At 66.0% G+C, this 22880-nt stretch carries 25 protein-coding genes and 7 tRNA genes; 22 read left to right on the top strand and 10 right to left on the bottom strand.

From position 1 onward, the window contains the following. Window positions 1–9 precede the first annotated feature (9 nt). From def to FYJ28_RS00970, 3 genes are all read right to left on the bottom strand, one after another. Complete coding sequence (gene def / locus FYJ28_RS00980; protein WP_154577972.1) at window positions 10–582, bottom strand: peptide deformylase; 573 nt, start codon at window positions 580–582, stop codon at window positions 10–12. 75 nt (window positions 583–657) lie between these two features. Beyond that, window positions 658–1548, bottom strand: coding sequence for a PD-(D/E)XK nuclease family protein (locus FYJ28_RS00975; protein ID WP_154577971.1), 891 nt, complete (start codon window positions 1546–1548; stop codon window positions 658–660). Between the two features lie 79 nt (window positions 1549–1627). Then, window positions 1628–1702, bottom strand: a tRNA-Val gene (locus tag FYJ28_RS00970). Window positions 1703–1878: 176 nt separating this feature from the next. Between FYJ28_RS00970 and FYJ28_RS00965 the strand changes: the two genes are divergently transcribed. From FYJ28_RS00965 to FYJ28_RS00935, 7 genes are all read left to right on the top strand, one after another. Then, window positions 1879–1952: transfer RNA gene (locus FYJ28_RS00965), tRNA-Gly, on the top strand. A 40-nt stretch (window positions 1953–1992) separates the two neighbouring features. Next, window positions 1993–2066 (top strand) — tRNA-Cys (locus FYJ28_RS00960). 26 nt (window positions 2067–2092) lie between these two features. After that, window positions 2093–2164 (top strand) — tRNA-Val (locus FYJ28_RS00955). 45 nt (window positions 2165–2209) lie between these two features. Further along, window positions 2210–2283, top strand: a tRNA-Gly gene (locus tag FYJ28_RS00950). A 47-nt stretch (window positions 2284–2330) separates the two neighbouring features. After that, window positions 2331–2402, top strand: a tRNA-Val gene (locus tag FYJ28_RS00945). 45 nt (window positions 2403–2447) lie between these two features. Beyond that, window positions 2448–2524: transfer RNA gene (locus FYJ28_RS00940), tRNA-Gly, on the top strand. 208 nt (window positions 2525–2732) lie between these two features. Next, window positions 2733–2990 (top strand): antitoxin, encoded by a 258-nt coding sequence (locus tag FYJ28_RS00935; protein ID WP_326831414.1) that lies wholly within the window; start codon window positions 2733–2735, stop codon window positions 2988–2990. Between the two features lie 80 nt (window positions 2991–3070). Here the strand turns inward: FYJ28_RS00935 and zapE are convergent, their stop codons facing one another. Beyond that, window positions 3071–4126, bottom strand: coding sequence for a cell division protein ZapE (zapE, locus tag FYJ28_RS00930; protein WP_055241540.1), 1056 nt, complete (start codon window positions 4124–4126; stop codon window positions 3071–3073). 144 nt (window positions 4127–4270) lie between these two features. Here zapE and FYJ28_RS00925 point away from each other — a divergent pair, with 144 nt between their 5' ends. From FYJ28_RS00925 to ybaK, 3 genes are read left to right on the top strand one after another with little or no spacing between them, the layout of a single operon-like run. Beyond that, window positions 4271–5176, top strand: a complete 906-nt coding sequence (locus FYJ28_RS00925) for a sulfurtransferase (protein WP_154577970.1) — start codon at window positions 4271–4273, stop codon at window positions 5174–5176. Window positions 5177–5213: 37 nt separating this feature from the next. Beyond that, window positions 5214–5705 carry a SufE family protein gene (locus tag FYJ28_RS00920; protein WP_055241544.1) on the top strand — a complete coding sequence of 164 codons (492 nt, stop codon included), beginning with the start codon at window positions 5214–5216 and terminating at the stop codon, window positions 5703–5705. 3 nt (window positions 5706–5708) lie between these two features. After that, the gene (gene ybaK / locus FYJ28_RS00915) at window positions 5709–6215 is read left to right on the top strand and encodes a Cys-tRNA(Pro) deacylase (RefSeq protein ID WP_055241546.1); all 507 of its coding nucleotides are present in this window, start codon (window positions 5709–5711) and stop codon (window positions 6213–6215) included. Here ybaK and FYJ28_RS00910 read toward each other — a convergent pair. Beyond that, window positions 6212–6916: a helix-turn-helix transcriptional regulator gene (locus FYJ28_RS00910; RefSeq protein WP_154577969.1), complete on the bottom strand. Its 705-nt coding sequence runs from the start codon at window positions 6914–6916 to the stop codon at window positions 6212–6214. The genes ybaK and FYJ28_RS00910 overlap by 4 nt on opposite strands. A 72-nt stretch (window positions 6917–6988) precedes the next feature. Between FYJ28_RS00910 and FYJ28_RS00905 the strand changes: the two genes are divergently transcribed. Beyond that, window positions 6989–7717: an alpha/beta fold hydrolase gene (locus tag FYJ28_RS00905; RefSeq protein ID WP_154577968.1), complete on the top strand. Its 729-nt coding sequence runs from the start codon at window positions 6989–6991 to the stop codon at window positions 7715–7717. A gap of 53 nt (window positions 7718–7770) precedes the next feature. On the opposite strand, the gene FYJ28_RS00900 is transcribed toward FYJ28_RS00905, so the two are convergent. The 5 genes from FYJ28_RS00900 to FYJ28_RS00875 form a co-directional block, all read right to left on the bottom strand. Beyond that, window positions 7771–8259 (bottom strand): FBP domain-containing protein, encoded by a 489-nt coding sequence (locus FYJ28_RS00900; protein ID WP_154577967.1) that lies wholly within the window; start codon window positions 8257–8259, stop codon window positions 7771–7773. A gap of 362 nt (window positions 8260–8621) precedes the next feature. After that, the gene (locus FYJ28_RS17200; RefSeq protein WP_229780073.1) at window positions 8622–10784 is read right to left on the bottom strand and encodes an HNH endonuclease; all 2163 of its coding nucleotides are present in this window, start codon (window positions 10782–10784) and stop codon (window positions 8622–8624) included. A 620-nt stretch (window positions 10785–11404) separates the two neighbouring features. Next, window positions 11405–11989, bottom strand: a complete 585-nt coding sequence (locus FYJ28_RS00885) for a hypothetical protein (RefSeq protein ID WP_154577966.1) — start codon at window positions 11987–11989, stop codon at window positions 11405–11407. A 361-nt stretch (window positions 11990–12350) separates the two neighbouring features. Then, the gene (locus tag FYJ28_RS00880) at window positions 12351–12734 is read right to left on the bottom strand and encodes a DUF1304 domain-containing protein (protein ID WP_055241553.1); all 384 of its coding nucleotides are present in this window, start codon (window positions 12732–12734) and stop codon (window positions 12351–12353) included. A gap of 159 nt (window positions 12735–12893) precedes the next feature. Continuing rightward, entirely contained in the window at window positions 12894–14141 is a 1248-nt protein-coding gene (locus FYJ28_RS00875; protein WP_154577965.1) for an alpha/beta hydrolase, read from the bottom strand. Between the two features lie 94 nt (window positions 14142–14235). On the opposite strand from FYJ28_RS00875, the gene FYJ28_RS00870 reads away from it, so the two are divergent. From FYJ28_RS00870 to FYJ28_RS00820, 11 genes are all read left to right on the top strand, one after another. Further along, a complete protein-coding gene (locus tag FYJ28_RS00870) occupies window positions 14236–14727 on the top strand; it encodes a hypothetical protein (protein ID WP_154577964.1) in 492 nt (163 codons plus the stop codon). Window positions 14728–14815: 88 nt separating this feature from the next. Beyond that, window positions 14816–15250 (top strand): peptide-methionine (R)-S-oxide reductase MsrB, encoded by a 435-nt coding sequence (gene msrB, locus FYJ28_RS00865; protein ID WP_154577963.1) that lies wholly within the window; start codon window positions 14816–14818, stop codon window positions 15248–15250. Between the two features lie 139 nt (window positions 15251–15389). Further along, window positions 15390–15713 carry a ferritin family protein gene (locus FYJ28_RS00860; RefSeq protein ID WP_055241561.1) on the top strand — a complete coding sequence of 108 codons (324 nt, stop codon included), beginning with the start codon at window positions 15390–15392 and terminating at the stop codon, window positions 15711–15713. A 44-nt stretch (window positions 15714–15757) separates the two neighbouring features. Continuing rightward, complete coding sequence (locus FYJ28_RS00855; protein ID WP_154577962.1) at window positions 15758–16231, top strand: hypothetical protein; 474 nt, start codon at window positions 15758–15760, stop codon at window positions 16229–16231. 11 nt (window positions 16232–16242) lie between these two features. Continuing rightward, on the top strand, window positions 16243–17202 hold the full coding sequence (locus FYJ28_RS00850; protein WP_154577961.1) for a V-type ATPase subunit: 960 nt from the start codon (window positions 16243–16245) through the stop codon (window positions 17200–17202). Then, the gene (locus tag FYJ28_RS00845) at window positions 17189–18505 is read left to right on the top strand and encodes a V-type ATPase 116kDa subunit family protein (protein ID WP_229780071.1); all 1317 of its coding nucleotides are present in this window, start codon (window positions 17189–17191) and stop codon (window positions 18503–18505) included. Before FYJ28_RS00850 ends, FYJ28_RS00845 begins: the two co-directional genes overlap by 14 nt. Then, window positions 18502–18954 (top strand): ATP synthase subunit C, encoded by a 453-nt coding sequence (locus FYJ28_RS00840; protein ID WP_055241567.1) that lies wholly within the window; start codon window positions 18502–18504, stop codon window positions 18952–18954. The genes FYJ28_RS00845 and FYJ28_RS00840 overlap by 4 nt, the downstream gene beginning before the upstream one ends. After that, complete coding sequence (locus FYJ28_RS00835) at window positions 18951–19181, top strand: hypothetical protein (protein ID WP_154577960.1); 231 nt, start codon at window positions 18951–18953, stop codon at window positions 19179–19181. Before FYJ28_RS00840 ends, FYJ28_RS00835 begins: the two co-directional genes overlap by 4 nt. After that, window positions 19178–19702, top strand: a complete 525-nt coding sequence (locus tag FYJ28_RS17195; protein ID WP_055241571.1) for a flagellar assembly protein FliH — start codon at window positions 19178–19180, stop codon at window positions 19700–19702. The genes FYJ28_RS00835 and FYJ28_RS17195 overlap by 4 nt, the downstream gene beginning before the upstream one ends. Then, on the top strand, window positions 19690–21465 hold the full coding sequence (locus FYJ28_RS00825) for a V-type ATP synthase subunit A (protein WP_326831413.1): 1776 nt from the start codon (window positions 19690–19692) through the stop codon (window positions 21463–21465). The genes FYJ28_RS17195 and FYJ28_RS00825 overlap by 13 nt, the downstream gene beginning before the upstream one ends. Then, entirely contained in the window at window positions 21462–22865 is a 1404-nt protein-coding gene (locus FYJ28_RS00820; protein WP_154577959.1) for a V-type ATP synthase subunit B, read from the top strand. Before FYJ28_RS00825 ends, FYJ28_RS00820 begins: the two co-directional genes overlap by 4 nt. The last annotated feature ends 15 nt before the right edge of the window (window positions 22866–22880 follow it).

Below are 22880 nucleotides of genomic sequence, written 5' to 3'. Positions count from 1 at the left end.
GTGCTGTCGCTACGCTCCCGTGCTCTGTCCGAAGGTACCGAAGCTGGAACCCACGCTCTGGGCACGCTGGGCGGTGGTGCGCTCGGCAATTGAGTCGTACTCGGCCATGCGGATGGCACGCAGGGCGGCCTTGCGGTCCTCGCCCTTGAGCCGGTCGATGAAGAGTACGCCGTCCAGGTGGTCCGTCTCGTGCTGGAAAGCCCGGGCGAGCATGCCTTCGCCTTCCACTGTGACGGGGTTGCCGTCCTTGTCCTGGCCGGTGACCCGGGTCCAGCGGCGCCGCGGCACGGGATATCCCAGGCCGGGAATAGACAGGCAGCCTTCCACCTGGTCCGCCTGGAAATCATCGCTGAGTTCCAGGACAGGGTTGACCACGTGGCCGGAAACGCCGTCGATCCGGTAGGTGAAAACACGCAGGCTGACGCCCACCTGGGGTGCCGCGAGGCCGGCGCCGTCAACGTCGTCCATGGTCTCTTCCATGTCCGCGACCAGCTTGGCGAGCTCCGGACCGAATTCCGTCACTTCCTCCGCACGGGTCCTCAGGACGGGGTCGCCGATGATCCGAATCGTCAGGATTGCCATCTGGAATATGTTCCTTACTCTCGCGAAGTGCTGCGTGGTGGTACGTGCTGCGGGGCCGAAAGCCCGGTTATCAGTCTAGTTGGCTGCGGGCTGCCCGGCAGGTACGGCGTGCGAACCGGAGGCCTGGACCGGAGGCGGAGCGATTGGGAGCAGCGCGCGGCCGGCAGCGGCGGCGTCGTAATTGGTCTGCCAAACCCGGCGCAGGGCACAGAACTTGTACCAGTGGGCGGGAAGAACCTCAGGGTTGGCACGCATGGGTCGAACCTCGGTCTGGCCTACCGCGACGCCCAGCAGGAGCGGACTCTGGCCGTAGGCCCACGGCTCCCACATTCCTGCGGCGGCATCCACCAGGGATTCCTCGGCCTTCATGCCCGCAACCAGCTGCATCACGACTTTGTCATCCAGCGGCTTCACCTGGCCGTCACGGTCTGTGTTCTTCGTCTTGTAGTCGATCAGGCACAGGCGCCCGCCGATTTTGGCCACCAGGTCCAGGGTTCCCGCATAGCCCAGCTCCTGATTCCAAATGGTGATCTCAGCGGCCACCGGCTGCACATCGTAGAGCTGCCACCACTCATCGAAACGGTCGGCGAACTGGTGCTCTCCATGCTGGGCCAGTGCTTCGCGCGCCTCGGCAACCTGGTGCGGCTGCTCCAGTGCCCGCAGCGCTACCTGTTCGCAGTAGTGGTGGACCCGGGTTCCACGTTCGGCCGCGGCGTCGCGGTAACGCTCGGAAGCCCGGGAGGCTTCCTGGACGATTGTCTTCAACTGCGAGGCATTCCCAAGGGCCTGCGGCAGCCCCGGATGCTTGACGACGGCGCTGGCCGCCATATAGCTGTGCCAGCCGTCCAGCGACGTGGTGCCCTGGGCAATAACGGTGGTAATCGAAGGAACCGCCGGGGCTTCGGTCAGCGAACGCGAGTACATGCGTCCGAACTCTGTTGCGTGGGCCAGTGCTGGTGCAGTCATAAACCCAGTCTGCCACCCGGCGGTGACGTTTAAACAAAACAGGCACCGGAGCTGATCCGGTGCCTGTTTCGTCAATTGCTGGTGGGCGATACTGGGTTCGAACCAGTGACCTCTTCGGTGTGAACGAAGCGCGCTACCACTGCGCCAATCGCCCTTGCGGGAGTTGCCTTTGAAGTGCTGCAACGTCTAAAGATGCTAGCCCACAATCGGCCCTCGTCAAAACCGGATACGGGCAACGCGCCGCACGCGCGCCGATTGGACGAACGGTGAAACGTCCTATAGAGTTTTTCTTCGTTGGAAAGCGGCCGAACGCCGCAGATACGCCAACATGCGGACGTAGCTCAGCTGGCTAGAGCACCACCTTGCCAAGGTGGATGTCGCGGGTTCGAATCCCGTCGTCCGCTCGCAAGTCACTGTAATGCCGGCCCTCAAAAAGCTGGTCACGGTGGGGTGGCCGAGAGGCGAGGCAGCGGCCTGCAAAGCCGTATACGCGGGTTCGAATCCCGTCCCCACCTCCACGGTTTCATGCAACACCCATTTATGGGCGCGATTGGCGCAGCGGTAGCGCGCTTCCCTGACACGGAAGAGGTCACTGGTTCGATCCCAGTATCGCGCACGAGGTTCAACACCTTGTGTTTCACTAAATGTTGGACATTCATTTGCGGACGTAGCTCAGCTGGCTAGAGCACCACCTTGCCAAGGTGGATGTCGCGGGTTCGAATCCCGTCGTCCGCTCTCCTGTACTGTGATGGCACCGGGTCTCCGGAGCCTGGCAGTATCAGGCGCGATTGGCGCAGCGGTAGCGCGCTTCCCTGACACGGAAGAGGTCACTGGTTCGATCCCAGTATCGCGCACGAAAGTTCTGTACTTGTGAATAACACAGTGCTGGTCTTTTGTCTGCGGACGTAGCTCAGCTGGCTAGAGCACCACCTTGCCAAGGTGGATGTCGCGGGTTCGAATCCCGTCGTCCGCTCCACGAATAAAGAACCAGGCCCTCCCGGGCCTGGTTCTTTTTTGTTTCCCCGCAGCTATTCCATCCGCCGGCAGGACGGCAGTCTTCCACCATGCAAGTTCCCGAACCGGATATTCCCTCAGCTGAATCCGTTGGTGGAATCCATCAGGAGGCTTAGCATTGAAACGAATGGGAGGCGTAAGTGCCTCCCCGGTTGGAAGGGAGGTGGTCCGTGTCTGTATTTGACGGGCTCAAAGGCACGGCCGGAGAGCTGAAGGACAAGGCAACCGAGCTGGTGGGCGAGAACGCCGACAAGATCAAGGGCGGCATCGACCACGCGGGGAACTTTGTTGACCAGAAGACCGGCGGCAAGTACTCCGACAAGATCGATGGCTTCCAAAGCAAGGCCTCGGAAGCGGTAGACAATGTCGACCGCAAGCAGGGGCCCGGCACGGGACCCGAAACCGGACAGACTCCTCCGGCCGTATAAGTCTCAGAGCACGGCAGAAGGTCCTGGTCCCGCTTTTCGCGGGATCAGGACCTTCGTCGTTTTCGGGGGGGAAGTTCCCGCTAGGAAGCTTCGCCCGTCTGGCCTTCGCGGGCCAGGGCAGTGAGCCGGGAGACGGCGCGGAAGTACTTCTTCATGTATCCGCCGGCCATCATTTCCTTCGTGAACAGCTGGTCGAAAGGCACGCCGCTGGCCAGGATCGGCACGTCCTTGTCGTACAACCGGTCAGCGAGGACCACAAAGCGCAGGGCCACCGACTGCTCGGTGATGGTGTGCACGTTGTGCCAGGCAACGGCGTCGATTCCGTCAATCAGCTGGCGGTAGCGGCTGGGATGCACATTGCTGAGGTGGTTGACCAGGTCGGCAAAGTCATCTTCGCCCACGGTCTTGCCGTCGAACTCCGCGGCAATCCGCTCGGCCAGGCCGGCCTCGTCCAGCGGCGGCGGTGACTCCGGCAGGCCACGGTGGCGGTAATCCTCGCCGTCGATCCTCACGACGTCGAACTGGTCCGCCAGCACCTGGATCTCCCGCTGGAAGTCCACGGCCGCAAAGCGGCCCTCGCCCAGGGAACCAGGCAGGGTATTGGACGTGGCGGCAAGCTTGACGCCGGCGTCGGCCAGTTCCCGCATAAGACGGGACATCAGGACAGTGTCTCCGGGATCGTCGAGTTCGAACTCGTCGATGCAGACCAGCTTGTACTGCGAGAGCGCGTCAACTGTCTTGCGGAAGGACAGCGCTCCAACCAGGTTGGTGTACTCCACGAAGGTGCCGAAGGCCTTGGGGCCCTCCACCGCGTGGAAGAGCGAGGCGAGGAGGTGGGTCTTGCCCACGCCAAAGCCACCGTCCAGATAGAAACCGGCCTTGGTTTCGGGCTTCTTGGCACCGAAAAGCTTGCGGAAGCCGCTGGGAGCAGGTGTGTCCACGCTTGCGGCGAAGTCGCGCATCGCTGCGACGGCCTCGGCCTGCGAAGGCTGGGACGGATCGGGAATGTAGCTGTCGAAGGAGACTTCCCCGAACCTCGGCGAGGGGAAGAATCCCTGCAGGAGTTCGTCCGTGGAAACCTGGGGAGTCCGCTTTGTCAGCTGCTCCACTTGTCCTGCTGCGCCCAAACCATCCATCCGATTCTGCTAGGGGTACCGGCATTTGCTGCCGTAGCAACGATACGCCACTGCGGCGGGTGAGCAGTGCCCAAGGAAGTTTTAGGACGCGCACATCGTTAGGCTTGGTAGTAAACCCGACGTCGTACCCAAAGGGGACCACCCATGCCGCTGCCCGCAGATCCGAATCCGAAGTTCGCCGACTATGCCCATCCCGAGAGGCTGGTGTCCACCGAATGGCTGGCCGAGAACCTGGGCACGCCCGGACTGGTGGTGCTGGAGTCAAACGAGGACATCCTGCTCTACGAGACGGGCCACATTCCCGGCTCCCGCAAGATCGACTGGCACACCGACCTCAACGACGCCGACACGCGTGACTTCGTTGACGGAGCGGCGTTCGCGAAGCTTATGGGCGAGAAGGGTGTCAGCCGTGAATCCACCGTGGTGATTTACGGCGACAAGAGCAACTGGTGGGCAGCTTATGCCCTCTGGGTCTTCACCCTCTTCGGCCACGAGGACGTCCGCCTGCTCGACGGCGGCCGGGACAAGTGGATCGCCGAGGGCCGGGAGATGACCACGGACAAGCCTGTAGTCACCGCTACCGACTATCCCGTCGTCGAACGCCGGGACGAGCCCGTGCGCGCCTACCTTCCCGATGTCCTCGCGCACCTTGGCAACGGCCCGCTGATCGACGTCCGCTCCCCCGCCGAGTACACCGGCGAACGGACCCACATGCCCGACTACGTCGATGAGGGCGCCATGAAGGGCGGGCACATTCCCACCGCCGTGTCCGTTCCCTGGGGCAAAGCCGCCGCTGAAGACGGTACATTCCGCAGCCGCAGCGAACTGGACTCGCTGTACGGCGGAGAAGCAGGCCTGAAAACCGGCGACGACGTCGTTGCCTACTGTCGGATCGGGGAGCGTTCCAGCCATACTTGGTTTGTCCTCAAGCACCTTCTCGGCTTTGAGTCAGTACGAAACTACGACGGCTCCTGGACCGAATGGGGCAACGCTGTGCGGGTACCGATCGTCCGCGGCTCCGAGCCCGGTGCGGCCCCGGCCAAGCGCTAAGTCCTCCCGTCATCCCAAGCGAAAGCACAGAGAATCAATGAGCACCACTTCCCCATCCGCAGCCGTACCGGCCCAGCTTCAGGAAATTGTTGACGATTTCCAGGCGATGACCGAACCCGAGCGGCTTGAACTGCTGCTGGAGTTCTCCCGCTCGCTGCCCGATCTGCCTGCCCGCCTGGCTGATCATCCGGAACTGCTCGAACAGGTCGTAGAGTGCCAGTCGCCCCTGTTCCTGACCGTCGAGGTGGGCAGCTCCCAAGACCAGCCGGTGGAACTGTTCTTCTCGGCACCCCCTGAGGCTCCGACCACCCGGGGGTTTGCGGGCGTTCTGCATGAGGGACTCAACGGGCTCCCCGCTGCTGAAATCCTGGCAGTTCCCGCGGACGTACCGGACCGGCTGGGCCTGACCCGTGCCATTACCCCGCTGCGGATGCGGGGGATGTCGGCGATGCTCGGCCGGATCAAGCGGAAGGTCGCCGAGCAGGTTCCGGCCGGCACCCTGACCGCCGCCACGGGTTCGGGGAACTAGGCCATGGCCGGCGGCCGCAGGAAGGGCGGGCACGGTGCAACTCCGGCTACGGCTGCCCTGGATGCCGCCGGCGTCACCTACCGGACCCTGAGTTACCAACACGACGCGTCAACGCCGTCGTACGGTCTGGAGGCCGCGGAGAAGCTGGGTGTTCCGCCCGAGGCCGTTTACAAGACCCTCATGGTGGCGCTGGAACACCGGCTGGCAGTTGCCATGGTGCCCGTTGCTGCGACGCTGGACCTGAAGAAAGTCGCGTCCATGTTTGGGATGCGGAAGGCGTCCATGGCGGACCGCGCCGAGGCGGAGAGGCGCACCGGCTACGTCGTCGGCGGAATCTCTCCGCTGGGGCAGCGGCACCACTCCCCTGCGGTCATCGATTCCAGCGCCGAGCTGCTGGACCTGATTTATGTGTCCGGCGGACGGCGAGGGTTCGAGATTGAGCTCTCTCCATTCGATCTCATCCGCCTGACTGAAGCGCAGACCGGGCCGATCGCGGTCTATAAGGACTAGCCGGACTCCCCGGTGCCGTTCACCGGCCTGGCGTTCATCGGCGGCGCTCCCACCTCTTCGACGGTGTGTCCGGTGCAGCCGGTTTTGGTGACGCTGGCCCGTTCGATGCGCTGCACGGTAAACCAGCGCATCGCGTCGCGCAGCCTGCACCACCCGACGAGGTACCACCGGCCGCCCGTGGAAGCGAACAGGACCGGTTCAACGTCCCTGGTTGTGGTGGTTCCGTCTCCCGACGTGTAGCGAATCCGGAGCACCCGCTGCTCGGACATCGCTTCCTCCAAGGCAGACCTGATCCTGCGGGGTGATGAGGGAACCGGGTTGACCCACACCCGGCCGGCCAGCTCGGTGGCCCTTGCCCGGGTTCTGGGGTCGAGGACATCCATTACCTTGTGGATGCCGGACGCGGCCAGATCGGCGTAGGGCGCATCGGGCGCAGCAGAGACAGCCGCCATGAGCGCCACGGCCTGGGCCGGTGAGAGACTTACGGGCGGCAGCGTCGCACCGAGGGCAAGTCCGTAGCCGCCTCCAGGACCAGGCCGGCTCCAGAGCGGTGCACCGCTGCTCTCGAGGGACGCCAGGTCTCTCTTGATGGTGCGCACGGACACTCCAAACTCCCCCGCCAAGCGCTCGGCAGAGCAGCCCCGCGAGCCGTTTCGGCGCAGCATCTCGAACAGGGCGTGAAGTCGTTCAGTTCGCTTCATCCCGGACTTCCAGCAGATTCATGCCATAAATAGTGACATACACCTGTCTTCTGGGCCTGCGAAGGTCGTTACATGACTACTACTGCAAGCGGACCTACCGTCATCCTCATTCCCGGGCACTGGCTCGGCGCGTGGGCATGGGACGAGGTCCTTGAACACCTCACGGCCGACCCCTCCCGAGTTATCGCTATGACCCTGCCCGGCCTCGACATCCACGATCCTGAGCGCGCAGTCCGGACCATTGAAGACCAGGCGGAAGCCATCCTGGACGCCATCAGTCAACGCGGGGACCAGCCCGCGGTTCTGGTTGCCCACAGCGGGGCAAACGCCCCGGTCAGCCTCGTTCTTGACCGGCACCCTGAGAAGGCCCACCGGGTGGTGTGGGTTGACTCGGGCCCGGTTGCTGCGGGGAGTGTCTTCGCCCCTGATGCCCCGGCAGATCTGGCTGAATTTCCCCTGCCCGCTTTCGATGTGCTCGCTGCGCAGGCAAGTCTTGAGGGTTTGGGTACGCAGGCCCTCGAGCGGTTTCGGGCCAGGGCGGTCCCTGAACCTGGCCCCGTTCTTCGCAACCCCGTTGAGCTCAAGAACGATGCCAGGCGCAAGGTCCCTACCACCTTGGTGTGCTGCTCGCTTTCGGGCACGAAGGTGCTGGAATTAGCCCAAACCGGCCATCCAGTCTTTGCCGAAGTGGCCACCCTGGAACACCTCGACGTCGTGGATCTTCCCACCGGACACTGGCCAATGTGGAGCCGTCCGCGCGACCTTGCCCAGGTCATAGATTCGGCGGCTGCCGGCATCTAGGCACGCAATGCCGGTTGCGGCCCGGGCGTGTGCTGCACCGGCCGCTGCCGGCATTAGCCGCGTACCTTTCGGATGAACTGCTCCGTGCGTTCCCGGAGTTTGCGGATGCGCTCAGCCTTGACCAGTTCCGGGTCCGGATGGATCGGATTGGGAAGAACGTCCGCCCGGACGTTGCGGGAGCAGCTGAAGGCACTGTGGATCAGGGTTCCCACCGAGTTGCCGTTCTTTCCAGCGGATCCGGCCTTCGGCGCCACGAACAGATAGACGTCGTCATTGTCTTCGAGGTCCTCACACAGCGCACACATCGCTTTCCTGCCCGCGGACACGAGTTCCGGCGCACGGAGGAGGATGGTGACGGGTTTCCCTGCGGATTCCGTGACGAGGTAGGAGCGCTGTGGCATCTTGTGGTCGCGCCAGCCGTACTGGTCAATGTTTTCCCAATCGACCTCGTCGAAGTCAGCGGGAAAGTTAACGGCAGCCGTCTGCGATTTGCTGGCGTTGATGAAGGATTTGCGGATGGCCGCTTGGGTCAGGGCTTTCATGTTTCAGAGCTTTCGTTTCGTTTCGGCCCGGCGAGAGATGAGGGCTCGGCACGGGGCGCTGGTCTTCGGGTCCAGGGGCGCGCGACGTCACAAGACTGCAAGTTGGTCGCAGTGCTGGCCACTGTTCTGGAGCTCGGACTGGATGCCGGCTGAATGCCGTTCAACGGCAAGTCGACATGTTCTATCTCAGCCATAGGGCCACATCCCGTGGCTTTCAGTGGTTCCCGCGGATAGTCCGGGGCAGCGTGGGTGCGCGCTAGGCGCGAGGCGCACAGCAGGGCCTGAGGCCCACCAACCCCTCCGCCGCGCTGACGCGGCTGGATACCGAAACGATCATACGGAAAAGCGTAACAGCTCCTCCGCTAGTGCCCACAAAGCGCGGCCCCGGGCAACGGCGGTGAAACCGAGACATAGGTGTGGCCGGTGGGTGTGGTGACACTTACCGTGTGCCGGGTCTGGGCGGCTGAGTTGGCCGGACCATCCAGCACGGGTGGCGGGAACCCAGGGGGCATCGTCGGGGGTGACGACGGCAGTGGCGCCGACAGCGACACCGGCGGGCGGACGTAGGTCATTCCGCTGGCCGGGTTGCCGCTGGCCGGGTTGCCGCTGGGCTCGGTGGCGCCGGCGTGGTCTCCGACGGTCTGGGGGCCGCTGGACCCGGTGGCGCCGGTCTGGGTGCCGCTGGACTCGGTGGCGTCAATCGGGTCTCCATAGCGCTGGGTGCAGCTGAACTCGGTGCCCCCGGCGTGGTCTCCGACGGCCTGGGTGCCGTTGAGTCTGGAAACAGGTTCGGGCGGCTGTTGCGGTTGTTCTGCCTGTCGCGGCTGGAGGGTGGTGGAGTTCCAGCCGGGTGCTTGCTTGGCATGGTTGCAGGCTTCGCAGAGTCCCTGCCCGTTGGTGTAGGTGGTGGGGCCGCCCTCGGCGTGGGGCTGGATGTGGTCGATGTGGCGGATCGGTGCATCGCACCAGGGTGTGCGGCAGGTTTGGTCCCGGGTCCGGATGAGTCTGGCCAGCCCGGGCGGAAATGCCCGTGCCCGGGACTCCATCGCGGCCAGCTCGCCCGAGACCGGGTCCAGGTACAGCCGCCGCAGCATCACCACATCCGCCGGTTCCGGACCACCCGGCTCGCCGATCTGGGGACTGTTGCCGGGCCCGGGTGCGGTCTGGTGCGAACTGTTGCTGTTTCCTGGTGCGGTCTGGGGACTGTTGCCGTTTCTGGGTGGGCTCTGGGGACTGTTGCTGCTTCCTGGCGGGGCCTGGGGACTGCCGCGTCCGAGCGGGCTGCGAGGGCTGCTGCTGTTTCTCTGGGTACTGTTGCCGCTTCGGAGCGGATTGAGGGGCACGGTGCTGTGTCCTGGCGGATTGGTCAGGGCTTTGCTGATCAGTTCCCTGGCCCAGTACCCCGGAACGGTCCCGTAGCCGGGGAAGTATGCCGGCTCGTCCGGCCCTGACCGCCGGAACAGGGACCGGTCCGTGATAACCAGCTGCACCTCTACCGGTACCCGGTCTGCACTGCCCTGCCCGGTGACGCGTTCAACCAGGGTGTCGGCCATGATCTGACCGCGCCCGCGCTCATCCCCTGAGGCCCGCAACCCATCCGCTGCCCGGGACAACGCCGCATACACGGCCACACCCTGCGCGACGGGCAGCAGAGCGCTCAGATACGACATGGTGTCCGGAGCCGGGCGGCAGGACACGTACCGGTCTGCCACGGCCTTGGCGTTGCGCTTCACCTGGGAAGCCTGATCCAGGGCCTGGGTAACCGTCCGGATCCGGGCGATCAACCTGCGGTCACCCAGCCCTTCGAGCTTGGCCGGGTCCTTGCAGATCAGCTCATCAACCCGGGCACGGTCTTCCAGGTCCAGACACGCGGTTTCCCGGACCAGCAGGGTGGCACGCCATTCACTGAGCACCCCGGCCGACAAGGCCGCCAGGGTATAAGGCATCTCGTGGACCAGCGCCTTGCCAAAGCCCAGATGCCGGGCGCCGCGGTGCGGTGAGTCCCTGCGGGCCAGAGCGACCTGCGCTCCGATCCCACGGCCCAGCTGATCGGCAGGCACCCCGGCACGGGACTGCGCGCGTCTCTGCGAAGCATCAAATGCTGCCGCGGCTCGTGCCTGCACCGCCGCAGCAGCTGACTTCAGCTCCTCCAACACCCGCATCAAATCAACCAGCTCCGAATCGGCATCCCGGGGAATGCCGGCATCTGCGAGCGCAGCGCTGAAGGCTCGAATACTCCCTGCCGAGACCGACCGGAGGCGAGGAACATCAAAAGGATCTGTCAGGTCGCGGAGGGTACGCCGGCCTGTTGGCTCATCGAGGGTACATCCACAGCGCGCAGCCTCGTGGTGCGCGTGTCCTGGCCGGGAAAGCTCGTCCTGGGCATTCCTAGGACAGGAGAGGTCCCGACTGTCACCGAAGCGACCCAAAAGGTCCCAGGCACACTCACCTGATTCACCCATGGTGACTGAGCGGTCAAGGTCAACGCTTGATCCGCCTACATCCACCCTCAATGGTTCGAACATGTGTTCGACTCTATGTCTCGGATTGGATTCCGAGTAGAGCGAATCTACTGGTTCCAGTACGCGCTTCACCCAGTCTGAAACCCGCGAAGTCCCGCGGTCCGCAAGCCTCCGGCATGGGGAAGGGAACCTGACCGAGTTGGGGATTACGCATCGGGTCCTCGGCGGGATTAGGAGTTGTGGAGGACTAGAGCGGTCCTCGTCGTGGGCCGAGGGCGCGGCGTGCGGGCGTGCTGGCATGACCCGAGGCGGCCCCAGCGCAAAAGGCAGGGGACGTGCGGGCGTGCTGGCATGACCCGAGGGGGCCGCAGCGCAAAGGGCAGGGGACGTGCGGGCGTGCTGGCATGACCCGAGGGGGCCGCAGCGCAAAGGGCAGGGGACGTGCGGGCGTGCTGGCATGACCCGAGGCGGCCCCTGGGCAAAGGGCAGGGGACGTGCGGGCGTGCTGGCATGACCCGAGGCGGCCCCTGGGCAAAGGGCAGGGGCGTGCGGCCCGTGGGGGCATAACCCAAGCGGGGCGCGGGGCAAGCGGCTCATGGGTGGCAGGAACCGTGAGCTTCGGCCCGCGAGGGAACGTCCGCGGGTAAACGTCCGTGGGCCCCGCAGCCGCGGCCCCCTCCGCCCTATCCCGACTTCCCCACCCGGACCGCTGCCGTAAGCGCGGCGGCAGCCATGAATCCAAGCACCGGCAGCACGGTCCACCCGGCCGAGAGAAAGGACGTCCCGACATAAGCGGCGAGAGCCATCACGCCAGTGGCCACGGTGAGGGTCTCCCTCGTGCGAACAGCCAGTGCCAATAGAGCCGCCCCATATACCCCGCTAAAACTGCTGCCGCCCAGCGGGAAACCCAGGAGAACCGCACCAAATCCCAGCAGCGCCAGTGCACCCCGCTGACGGCGCAGGTTCAACCGGCTTTCAGTGCGGGCGACAAAGAAGTATGCGCAGAAGATCAATCCTGCCGGCACAAGGAACGGCAGGAGAACGCGGAGCATGTACAGCTCTCCCGGCAGGATCACGGACAGGTCAAGCGGCTCCCATGGAGGCGTGAATCCGCCGTTCCCACTCGATTCGAGGAGCAGGGCCAGAACCGCCCCGGCACCCACTGCGCACAGGAGCGATGCGCCGGCAGCAGCATCAGCTGCGCTCACCGGTCCTTCCGGGTCCGCGCCTACCGGACTGCGTTCCGTCTTGGCCTGTGTTTCCCCCACCGGATTTTCTCCCACCAGTTCCCTGTACCCTCACGCCCGGGGCGGTCCGAAAACACCCCCAGGCTGCAGCCACCTTCGGGCGCAATCTAGCACAGGCTCAACACAGGACGGGTTCAACACAGGACGGGTTCATCTCAGGAATCAGGAAAGGGCCCGACGGCGGCACTATCGATACAGGGTAAGCGCCAACTTTGGCTCTCCCGAACGCAACCGTCCACGAGGACAACGCGACACCCGGATAGCCGGATAGCCGGCTCCGGGGAACCTAGGCACCCGGGGAACCTAGGCACCCGGGCACCACGCCACTAAGGATCCCGCTTACCAGGACCCCGGTTACCAGAACACGAAAAAGCTTCTGCCCTCAAAGACCTGCAACAAGGAACACCAGCGCCAGCAGGGCCGGGACCGCCTGGATCATCGCCGGCCGCAGCATCCGGGAGTCCTTCAGCAGCAGGACCGCACCGGCAAGCACCATGGATGCCGTGGCAAACCCCACGAGCGTGGCCCCGACCGGAACGCTGCCCATTCCAAGCAGGACGACGCCGATCACCGCGCCCACAGCAAGGAACAGGTTGTAGAAACCCTGGTTGTAGGCGAGCGCCTGCGTGTGGGCGGCCTGTTCGTTGTTCGGGATCCGGAAAAGAACCATTGTCGCCGGAGCTGTCCAGCGGATCGACTCCAGGACAAAGATGTACACGTGGATAGCCGCCGCTATGAGAGCGAAGACCGAGGCAACTGCAAGCATGGTTCCTCCCTAGGCCGCCACCGGCAGTGGCTCCTCCCATGCTGGCACCGCTTCCCCTCCCCTGCAACGGACCAGCCCAACAATGGAACGCCCCTCGCCGGCAGTATCGAAGGCCGCGGCAGGGTCACCCCCGCAAACGACCACACAGCCCCAGCTCAGTTACCGGTGCTCAGACGGCCTGCGCATGCGACCAAGGGCCGAGTGCAGCCATCCGGCCACGGTGTCCTCCCACCGGGCAGGGTCAACGTTGTATTCACGGGTATGCCCGCCCTGCGGGAACCGTGAGAACGTCACCAGGTCCGGGTTCTTCTCTGCCAGGTCAGCGGACGGCCCCACCGGAACGAACTCGTCCCGCTCACTGTGCACGATCAGCACCGGCGTCCGGATTTCCTCTGCCCGCGAGACCCAGTCCATGCTCCGCAAATCCAGCGGCGCGGCAAGGCCGGTCAGCGTGCGCCCGGCAGCGTTGGAGATCAGCCACTGTCCCAGCCGTCCCACCTGCGCGGGAATCCGGTTCAGCCGCGCATGGTGGGCAAGGACCTCCACCCAGTTCACCACCGGCCCGTCGAGCACCAGGGCGCGGATGTGCCGGCTCAGCGGCGAGCGGTCAGCGGCCTGCAGGGCAATCGCCCCGCCCATGGACCAGCCGAAAAGCACGACGTCGCGTGCACCGTTCTCAAGCGCGTAGCGGATCGCTGCCTCGACGTCGTGCCACTCCGTGAGCCCCAGACCGTAGCGGCCGTCCGAGGCGTAGGGAGCTTCGCCGTCGTTGCGGTAGGAAATCAGCAGGCTCGTCAGGCCCGCCCGCCGGGCTGCTCCGAGTCCGCGGATGGTTTCGGTGCGCTGGGCGCCGCGGCCGTGCACCATGATGGCCCACGTTCCGTTGTCATCCAGCGAGCGCACCAGCCAGGCCGGTGCCTTCCCGTTTTCGACGTCGATCTCCACGTCTTCCTGCGGGAATCCTGCGGCGGACGGGGTGGGGTGCATGGCCCCGGACCACCAGCCCCGCACTGCGGTGGCGAGGTCACCGGAGTACACGTGTTCGACGTCGCGCTGCACGGTTCCTTCGCGGGGCACGTAGGAACGGATCTGGCCGATCCGGGCGTGTCCGGCACCGCGGTCCCAGTACAGGCCGTACGTGCCGGGGACCGTGGTGTCCTCGTTCGCGGGCAGGATGACCTGCAGCCCATGGGGGGAGTCAATGACGGCGAGGATCTCCAGGTTCTCGTCCCGCTCCCTGCGCGGGGTGACGATCTGCCGGGCGAAGTACACAGCGAGGCCCGACGTCGCCGCCAGAACCGCGGTCGAGGCAGCAACGCCCATCCCGGCGCCGAATGCCGTCCACTTGACCCACGGTGCGGTCAGCGAAGAGGCGGAACCGGGTACCTCAGACTCAGAAAGAAGCATGTATTCATTCTTACCGACTTTCCCTCCGGGCCGGTAAACGGCGGGACCGGAGCGTTCCTTTTCCGGAGCCGGGAACAAAAGCTAGGCTGGCGGGATGAACGCAACGATCGTGGTGCTGACCGAAGAAACGCTCAACGAGGCCGACGCCCGCAACCTGGGTTATCTGGCGGAGGACAATGCGGTGCGGTTCGAGATCCTTGTGCCGGCCGACCCGGGACGGCACATGCTGGTGGATGTGCTGGACAACCTGAGCCTGCTGGACTTCGCGGCTGCGTACCGGAACATTGCCGGACCGCACCTGACCGCGAAGCAGGAGGTCAAGGCCGCTGAGAAGGAACTGGCGGAGTCACTGGACCTGCTCCGCGGCCTGGGGTTCGACGCCGACGGCCGGGTTACCGGGGAGAATCCGGTTGAAGCCGTGGTTGAGGAAGCCAGGAGCTCGCAGGCGCAGCAGGTGGTGGTCATAACCACCCCGCATGCAGTCGAAGACACGTTCGGCACTGACTGGGCCAACGAAGCCCAGGACCGGCTGGGAGTTCCGGTGCTGCACCTGTACTCCGGTTCCACCTTCATTGGCGACTCGTAAAACCCGGAATCCCGGCACCGGGATTTATTAACCGGCCGCGGACGTTGTGGCCAGCATGAGCACTACAGGAACTAACAGTGAGGCGGCTATGAACAGCAAGGACACCGGCACGCAGGTTCCGGTCCAGAAGTCCGACGACGAGTGGCGCCGCGAACTGACCCCGGCTGAGTACCAGGTACTCCGCCAGGCGGGCACGGAGCGCCCCTACACCGGGGAATACTGGGACACCAAGACCGAAGGCGTCTACGCCTGCCGGGCATGCGGAGCTGAACTGTTCACCAGCAGTGAGAAGTTCGATTCGCACTGCGGATGGCCGTCCTTCTTCGCGCCCCTGGCCGATGGCAAGGTCCGCTACCTGCACGACCGCAGCATGGGAATGGACCGGATCGAAGTCCGCTGCGCCAACTGCGACTCCCACATGGGGCACCTCTTTGAAGGTGAGGGCTTCGACACCCCCACCGACCAGCGTTACTGCATCAACTCGGTTTCAATAAAGCTGGTCCCCAAGACCGACGGGAACTGAGCCCCCGCAGGGCATCTGGCCACCGGCCATTGTGCCCCCCGGAAGCCCGCCGTACGCTCGAATAACGGTCAAACACGTTATCGGACAGACGTATGGCGGGCTTTTTGCGTGCCGCTGTCCGAACAGCCAGGGAGCTGCAATGGGAACAGACCAGTACCACGAACCACCCTCCGAACTTTCCGCCGAAACACGCACTTTCGCCCGGATGTGCGCCAGCCTGAGCGAAGAGGCTGAAGCGATCGGCTGGTACGTGCAGCGCATCTCCGTGGAGCCCGACGCCGATTCCCGGGCCATCATGGAGGACTCCCTCGGCGAGGAGTTCAAGCATTTTTCAATGGAGCTTGAATTCCTGCTCCGGAAGACCCCCGAATGGCGGGAAATGGCCCGCGGGATTCTCTTTACCGACGGGGACATTGTCGCCCACGGTGAGGCCTCCGAGGCTGCAGCAACCCAGGACGAATAGCAGCTGTAGCTTCCACCACGCCGATACCCGGGAGGTGCATGAGTTTGGCACGGCCTACCATTCTGGACCGGTTCCGGCCCGTGGGTGCTCCGGGTCCCTCCGGCCCTGCGGGCGTTCCGTCTGCTGACCATGAGGGCACGGACGCGGAACTGCTTCCTGTCTTTGCCGCCCTCAAACCCGATGTCGACGCAGCCCGGCAACAGACAGAAGACGCAGCCGGACAGGCACGCCGCCTGCTGGCCGAGGCACGGCGGCAGGCCGACGCTGAGGTATCCCAGGCACGGCTGGACTCCGGAGCCGTCCGCGCCAAAGCCGCCGAAGAAGTCACCCAGCAGGCAGCAGCCCGGGAAAAGGAGCTGCTGACACAGGCCCAAAACCGGGCAGAACAGATCCGCGGCGCCGCCCGGGGCCGGATCCCCCGGCTGGCCGCGGAAATCGCCGGTTCCATCGTTTCCGAATACCTGGACGGGCCGGGCAGCCACGCAGGAAACCCCGAACATCGGACGGAGAATCTGTGAGGTCCGACTGGGTGGCAGCAACTGTGCGCGCCAAGGCCATGGTGCGCAGGCGTGCCGGGGCCGGTCTGTGCCGTGAAGCCGCTGCCCTTACCTCACTTCCGCAGGCACTGGAGCTCCTGGAGCAGACGGCCTACGCATCCGAGCTTGCCGGAAGCAGGAACCTGGCGGAAGCACAGCACGCCACCCGGCGCAGCGTTCTGTGGCAGCTGCGGGTCCTGGCCGGATGGCTGCCCGTTGCCGGAGCACGGATGGTCCGGGCAGCGGGCGCCGCGTTTGAACTCGCAAACATCTCAGTCCTTGCCCGCAGGCTGCAGGAGGCTGCAGACGCCGGTGCGGAAGGATGCCTGCACCGCAGTGTTCCGCTGCCGGAGTACTTTGAACTCGGCGGGCTCGCCACAGCCTGGCCCCGCCTCTCGCAGGCAGGCAGCAGCACTGAACTCACCGATCTGCTGCGCACCAGCCCCTGGGGAGACCCCGGGCCTGCCCAGGACTTTGCCGACACGCTGACAGTGGTCTGGATCCGCCGGCTCGCTGCGGCCGCCCCGCAGACACGCAGCTGGATGGTGGCCGGAGCTGTTCTGATCGCAGCGCGCAGGGTGCTGCTGGCTCCGGGACCCGGACGCCACGGCGCCCAGGACACCGGAAACCGGCTGCATATGCTGCTTCAGCCGCTGCTGGGCGGCACCTGGGCGGAGGCGGACGACGTCGCGTCCTTCAGGGCAGCACTGCCGGCCGCTGCCGCGCCGGTACTGGAGGGCGTCGAGGATCCCTCCGGTCTCTGGCGTGCCGAAGCGTCACTGCGGGCACGGGTGGAAGAAGACGGGTTCCGGCTGCTGCGCTCGGGCCTGCCGGGTCCGGATGTGGCGGTTGGAGCAGCAGCTGTGCTGGCCGTGGATGCCTGGCGGGTCCGCGCGGCCCTGGCTGCTGCAGCTTCCGGCGGCGGAAGCGAGGTACTGGATGCAGTGGCGTGAGACCCTCAGCCCGATCCGGATGGATCGTGTAGCCGTTATCCTTCCGACCAACCGGTCCCGTGAAGCACTCGCCCGGGTAGCCCGCAGCTCCGCCGTCGAACTGGATCTGCCCTACACCCCCGGGGACGGACCGGAGGAGCTGGACCGGGCTTCCGAGGCTGCCGTGGAGAACGGGCCGGTTTCCGGACTCGTCGGGTGGGCTCCCTCCCGCAGGGTTCCTGAACTCCAGACGGCGCTGAAGCCCCTGGGAGGCGGCGTCGTGCCCCTGAAGGCTCCCCGCGGCGTCCAGCCGCCTACCCTGCTGACCGGCAACGAACGCAGGACCCGGCAGGCGCCGCGGCTCTCCCGCCTGCTGGTGGACACCTACACCACCGTCCCGTATGCCGACGTTGACCCGGCCCGCCTCGCCGGACTCGCCTATGTGGTGATGTTCGGCATTATGTTCGGCGACGCCGGGCAGGGACTGCTGCTGGTACTGGCCGGACTGATCGTCCGGTCCGGGCGGATAGCCAGGATCCGCCGGTTCCAGAAGACCTGGCTGTTCATTTTTGGTGCCGGGCTGGCTGCCGTGTTTTTCGGTGTGCTGTACGGCGAGTTCTTTGGACCGACCGGCGTCATCCCGGTGCTCTGGCTGGAACCGCTGGAGAACCCCATACCCCTGCTGATCGCAGCGGTGATCTTCGGGGCCGTGCTGCTGGCCTTCGCCTTCACGATCGGCACGATCAACCGTGTCCGTGAGGGCGGCTGGGGCTATGCCCTTTATGCCCGGACCGGACTGGCCGGAGCGCTGCTCTTCCTCGCCGTCGGAATGCTGGCCGGAGGGCTGGTGGCAGGCTGGAGCGCCATGGTCATCGCCGCGGCCGTACTGGCCGCAGTGGCGCTGGTCCTGATCTTCACGGGGCTGTTCGTCGAAGCCGGGGGCGGTGGCACCGGCACCATGCAGGCGTCGGTTGAGCTGGTGGACACCGTGATCCAGCTGGCGTCCAACCTTGTCTCCTTCACCCGTCTGGCCGCCTTCGGCCTCACCCACGCAGCCCTGCTCTCAATCGTCTGGCAGGGCACCACCGCCTTGTGGCACCCGGACTGGCGGGCCGTACTGGCCGTACTCGTGTTCCTGGTCGGCAACGTCATCACGTTCGCGCTCGAAGGACTCGTCGCGGCCATCCAGGCTCTCCGGCTGGAGTACTACGAGCTGTTTTCCCGCATCTTCACCGACGAAGGCCGTCCGTTCAAACCCTGGAGTCCCCAGCTGCCGGAGTCCCTGGCATCCGGTTCGCCCACCACCGAAAGGCAAACGCCATGAACCCCTGGTTTGCCGGCATACCCCTGGCACTGATCATCACCGTCCTGCTGGCCGGAGGCGCGCTGTGGCTGCTGCGCCGGCGGCGCGGGGCCGGCATCAAGGTAATGCTCGGCGTAAACGGCCTGATCATGGCCGGCGCCCTGGCTCTGCTGGCCGCGGCGTTCGCCGCCGCTCCGGCCACTGCCTCAGGCGGAGCAGCGGAGACGGCGGTGTCCATGGCCACTGACGGGAGTGACAGCTCCAGCGCCGCATTGATTGGCGCCGCGATCGCCGTCGCCGGTTCCTCGATCGGGGCGGCAATTGCCGTGGCCTACACCGGCTCTGCTGCGCTCGCGGCCATGAGTGAACGCCCGGAGATCTTCGGCCGCGCCATGGTGGTGGTGGGCCTCGCGGAAGGCATCGCCATCTACGGGCTGATTATCTCCATCATCCTGATCGGCCAGGCATGAACGCCCCGGCAACCGTCGCAGCTCTGGGCGCGCCCGGGCTTCTGGCCGGCTATGAACTGGCAGGGGCACGGCTCATCCCGGCCTGGTCCGAGGAAGAGGTACAGGCAGCGTTCGAGCAGCTGCCGGCAGACACCGCCGTCGTTATCCTCACCGCGGATGCCGCGGCCGCCCTGACCGGCAGACTGGATGATCCCGCTGCACCGCTGACAGTGACGCTGCCCGCATGAGCAGCCTTCCCCGCAGCGCCGGACCCGCCCTGGAACCCATTCGGGAGGCAATCCGGGCGGACGCCGCAGCGCAGTCCGGGCGGATCCTGGACACAGCCGAACGCCAGGCGGCGGAGATCCGTCAGCGTGGACGGAGCGAGGCGGAGCAGATCCGCAGCCGGGCCGAAGCTGACGGCCGGGAGGCCGCCCGTGCCGAAGCGCAGCTGCGCTCCGCCCGTGCACGTAGGGCTGCCGGCGGCACCGTCCTGGCCGCTGAGGAAGAACTCCGCGGGGAACTGCGCAGGGAGGTCCTTGCCCAGGCAGCCGCCCTCAGGTCCGGTCCGCGCTACCCGGCACTCCTGGACGCGCTCCGCGACCAGGCCCGCGAGCTCCTTGGCCCGGACGCGCACGTGGTTGAGGCGCCGGCGGGCGGGGTCACGGCAACCCTGGGTTCGCGCAGTGTGGACCTTTCACTTCCGGCGCTCGCCGACGCAGCCCTGGAACGCCATGCCGGGGAGGTGCGCAGCCTGTGGCAGGAATAGAGGCAAACCAGACGCCCCCGCAGACGCAGCAGGGCGGTCCTGCTGGACGCATTCGGCGGGTCAGCGGCCCGCTGGTGGAAGTCACTGGCCTCCCGGACGTGTCCATGCTGGAACTGGTAGCGCTGGGACCTGAACGCATTTCGGCGGAGACGATTGCTGTCAACGGATCTGAAGCAACCCTCCAGGCCTATGAGTACACCGGGGGGCTCAAGGCCGGGGATACGGCGGAAGGTACGGGTCACCAGCTCTCTGCCCTGCTGGGACCGCATTTGCTGGGGCAGGTCTTCGACGGACTGCTCCGGCCGCTCTCCTCGGCCCCCATGTGGCTCAGCGCTGACCGGGAGGACTCCGCAGAGGACCGCCTGGTCCTTGACCGGCAGTGGAACTTTGAGCCCCAGGCGCCGGTGGGAAAGGCCGTGGGGCCGGGGCAGGTCCTGGGTGTTGTCCCCGATGCGGGCAGCGTCCCTTTCCTGGTAACGGTTCCGCCGGGCGTCTCCGGTGAACTCACGTGGCTGGGCAGCGGGCTGCTGCGGCCGCTGGAGAGAGCCGCCGTGGTGGGCGGAACGGAAGTCACCCTGGCCCAGCAATGGCCGGTGCACCGGCCCCGGCCCGTCGCCTCCCGGCTCTCGGATGCGGTACCCATGCATACGGGCCAGCGGGTGCTGGATTTGATGTTCCCGCTGCCCCGGGGTGCGGCGGCGGCCGTGCCGGGCGGGTTTGGTACCGGCAAGACACTGCTGCTGCAGCAGATTGCCAAATGGTCCGACGCCGATGTGATCGTTTACGTGGGCTGCGGCGAGCGCGGCAACGAGATGGCTGACGTCCTGGACGGGCTGAGCGGCCTGGAGGATCCGCGGACCGGCGGCGCGCTGCTGGACCGCACCGTAATCATCGCCAACACCTCCAACATGCCCATGATGGCGCGTGAAGCGAGCATCAACACCGGAGTCACGGTGGCGGAGTTCTTCCGAGACATGGGCTACCACGCCGTCGTGATCGCCGATTCAACCTCCCGCTGGGCCGAGGCCCTGAGGGAGTTCGCGAACCGCAACGGCGACCTGCCGGCGGAAGAAGGCTATCCGGCGTCGCTCGCCTCTGAACTCGCCGCGTTCTACGAGCGTGCCTCGCTTGCCGTCACTCTGGGCGGTTCAACGTCCTCGGTAACCGTCATTGGCGCCGTCTCCCCTCCGGGAGGGGACATGAGCGAACCGGTGACCACGGGAACCCAGCGGTTCGTGCGTTCGCTGTGGCAGCTTGACCGGGACCTGGCCTACTCCCGGCATTACCCGGCAGTGAGCTGGCGGGGGTCCTTCTCCCGGGACGCCGATGCACTGGGCCGGTGGCACGCAGCCAACGGCGACCCGGAATGGGCCACCCGCCGTGCCCGGGCCGGGCTGGTGCTGGCCGAAGCAGACCGTCTCACAGCCCTGGCGGAAATCATTGGCTCTGCATCCCTGCCAGCCCACGAACAGGTGGTTCTCCTTGGCGGCCGGCTCCTGCGAGACGGCGTCCTGGTCCAGAACGCCCTGAGCGCCAATGACGGCTACTCCTCCGCTGCCAAGGGATCGGCGCTGCTCCAGGCAGTGCTGGACACCATCGACACCTGCCAGGACCTGGTGGCCCACGGGGTTTCCGCCGCCGCCGTGGATTCGTTCGACTTTTCTCCGCTGCTGCGCCTGCGCGAGGCGGCCGGACCGTCCGACGCCGCTGGTGTTGCCGAGCGGGCCGCCGCCTTCCTGGCCGAACTGAAGGAGCTGCGATGACCTCCCCCAACCGGAACCTGGTTTCCTACCGGGACGTGCGCGAGCTCCGCGGTCCGCTGATGGTGGTGGGAGAGACCGACGGCGTGGGTTGGGACGAGTTTGCCAGCGTGGATGTTGAGGGCGGGACCGAACGCCACGCCCTGGTGCTGGAGGTTGACGGCGGGCAGGCCGTGCTGCAGGTCCTTGAGGGTACCGAGGGAATGCGGCTGGGAGGCATCTCAGTCAGGTTCCAGGGCCGGCCGCTGCACATTCCGGTGGGCTCCGGCTGGCTGGGCAGGGTCTGCAACGGACGCGGAGAACCGCTGGACGGCGGGCCGCCGGTGACCTCGGATACCGTGGAGCCGGTGAGCGGGTGGCCGCTGAACCCCGTCTACCGCATTCCCCCCAAAGAAGCGGTGATCACCGGCATTTCCGCCATTGATGCGCTCACCACACTGGTGCGGGGACAAAAGCTGCCCGTCTTTTCGGTAGCCGGCCTGCCCCATCTGACGCTGGCAACCCAGATCGCCGCCCAGTCACGGACAGGAGGACGGAACTTCCGTGTGGTCTTCGCGGCCATGGGAATGACCCACGCCGACATCGCCTATATCCGTGACCGGCTGGAAGAACGTTCGGCCGCCGGTGAACTGATGCTGCTGCTCAACGCCGCAGATGATCCGGTGATTGAACGCATCCTGACCCCGCGCATCGCACTGACCATCGCCGAGCACCTCGCCTATGAGGAAGGCAGCGACGTGCTGGTGGTGATGAGTGACATGACCAGCTACGCCGAAGCCGTCCGCGAGGTCTCCGCTGCACGCAAGGAGATTCCGGCCCGGCGCGGGTATCCGGGTTACCTCTACAGCGACCTGGCCACCCTGTACGAACGCTGCGGCCGGGTACAGGGGCGGGAAGGCTCCGTCACGATCGTGCCGGTGCTGACCATGCCGTCAGGAGACATGACCCATCCCGTGCCGGACCTGACGGGTTACATCACCGAGGGGCAGATTGTGCTCTCGCCGGAGATCGATGCGCGGGGCATTTACCCGCCCGTAGACGTCCTGTCCTCCCTGTCCCGGCTCATGCGCAGCGGTGCCGGAAAGGGACGGACCCGGGAAGACCACCTCGATGTCGCAGCGCAGGTGCTGGCTGCCATGGCCCGGGCGCGGCAGGCCTCCGAGCTCGCTGAACTCGTTGGCGATGCCGCGCTGGGCGAGGCAGACCGTGCCTACATCCAGTTCCGGTCCGTGGTGGAGGAGAAACTGCTGAACCAGGGTGTGGATGAATACCGGTCCCTGGAACAGACCCTCGGCCTGGCCTGGGAAGCACTGGGTGTGCTGCCGCGGCGTGAACTGAGCATGCTTTCACCCGAACTGCTGGACACGTACCTGCCCGGCCCGATCGGCGGGGCACGGCTGTGAGGGCCGTTCCGGCGA

This window comes from Arthrobacter sp. BL-252-APC-1A, from assembly GCF_009696625.1.
Taxonomy (GTDB): domain Bacteria; phylum Actinomycetota; class Actinomycetes; order Actinomycetales; family Micrococcaceae; genus Arthrobacter_B.
The sequence above is the reverse complement of the archived record's forward strand: the minus strand, read 5'-3'. Positions and strand labels throughout refer to the sequence as shown.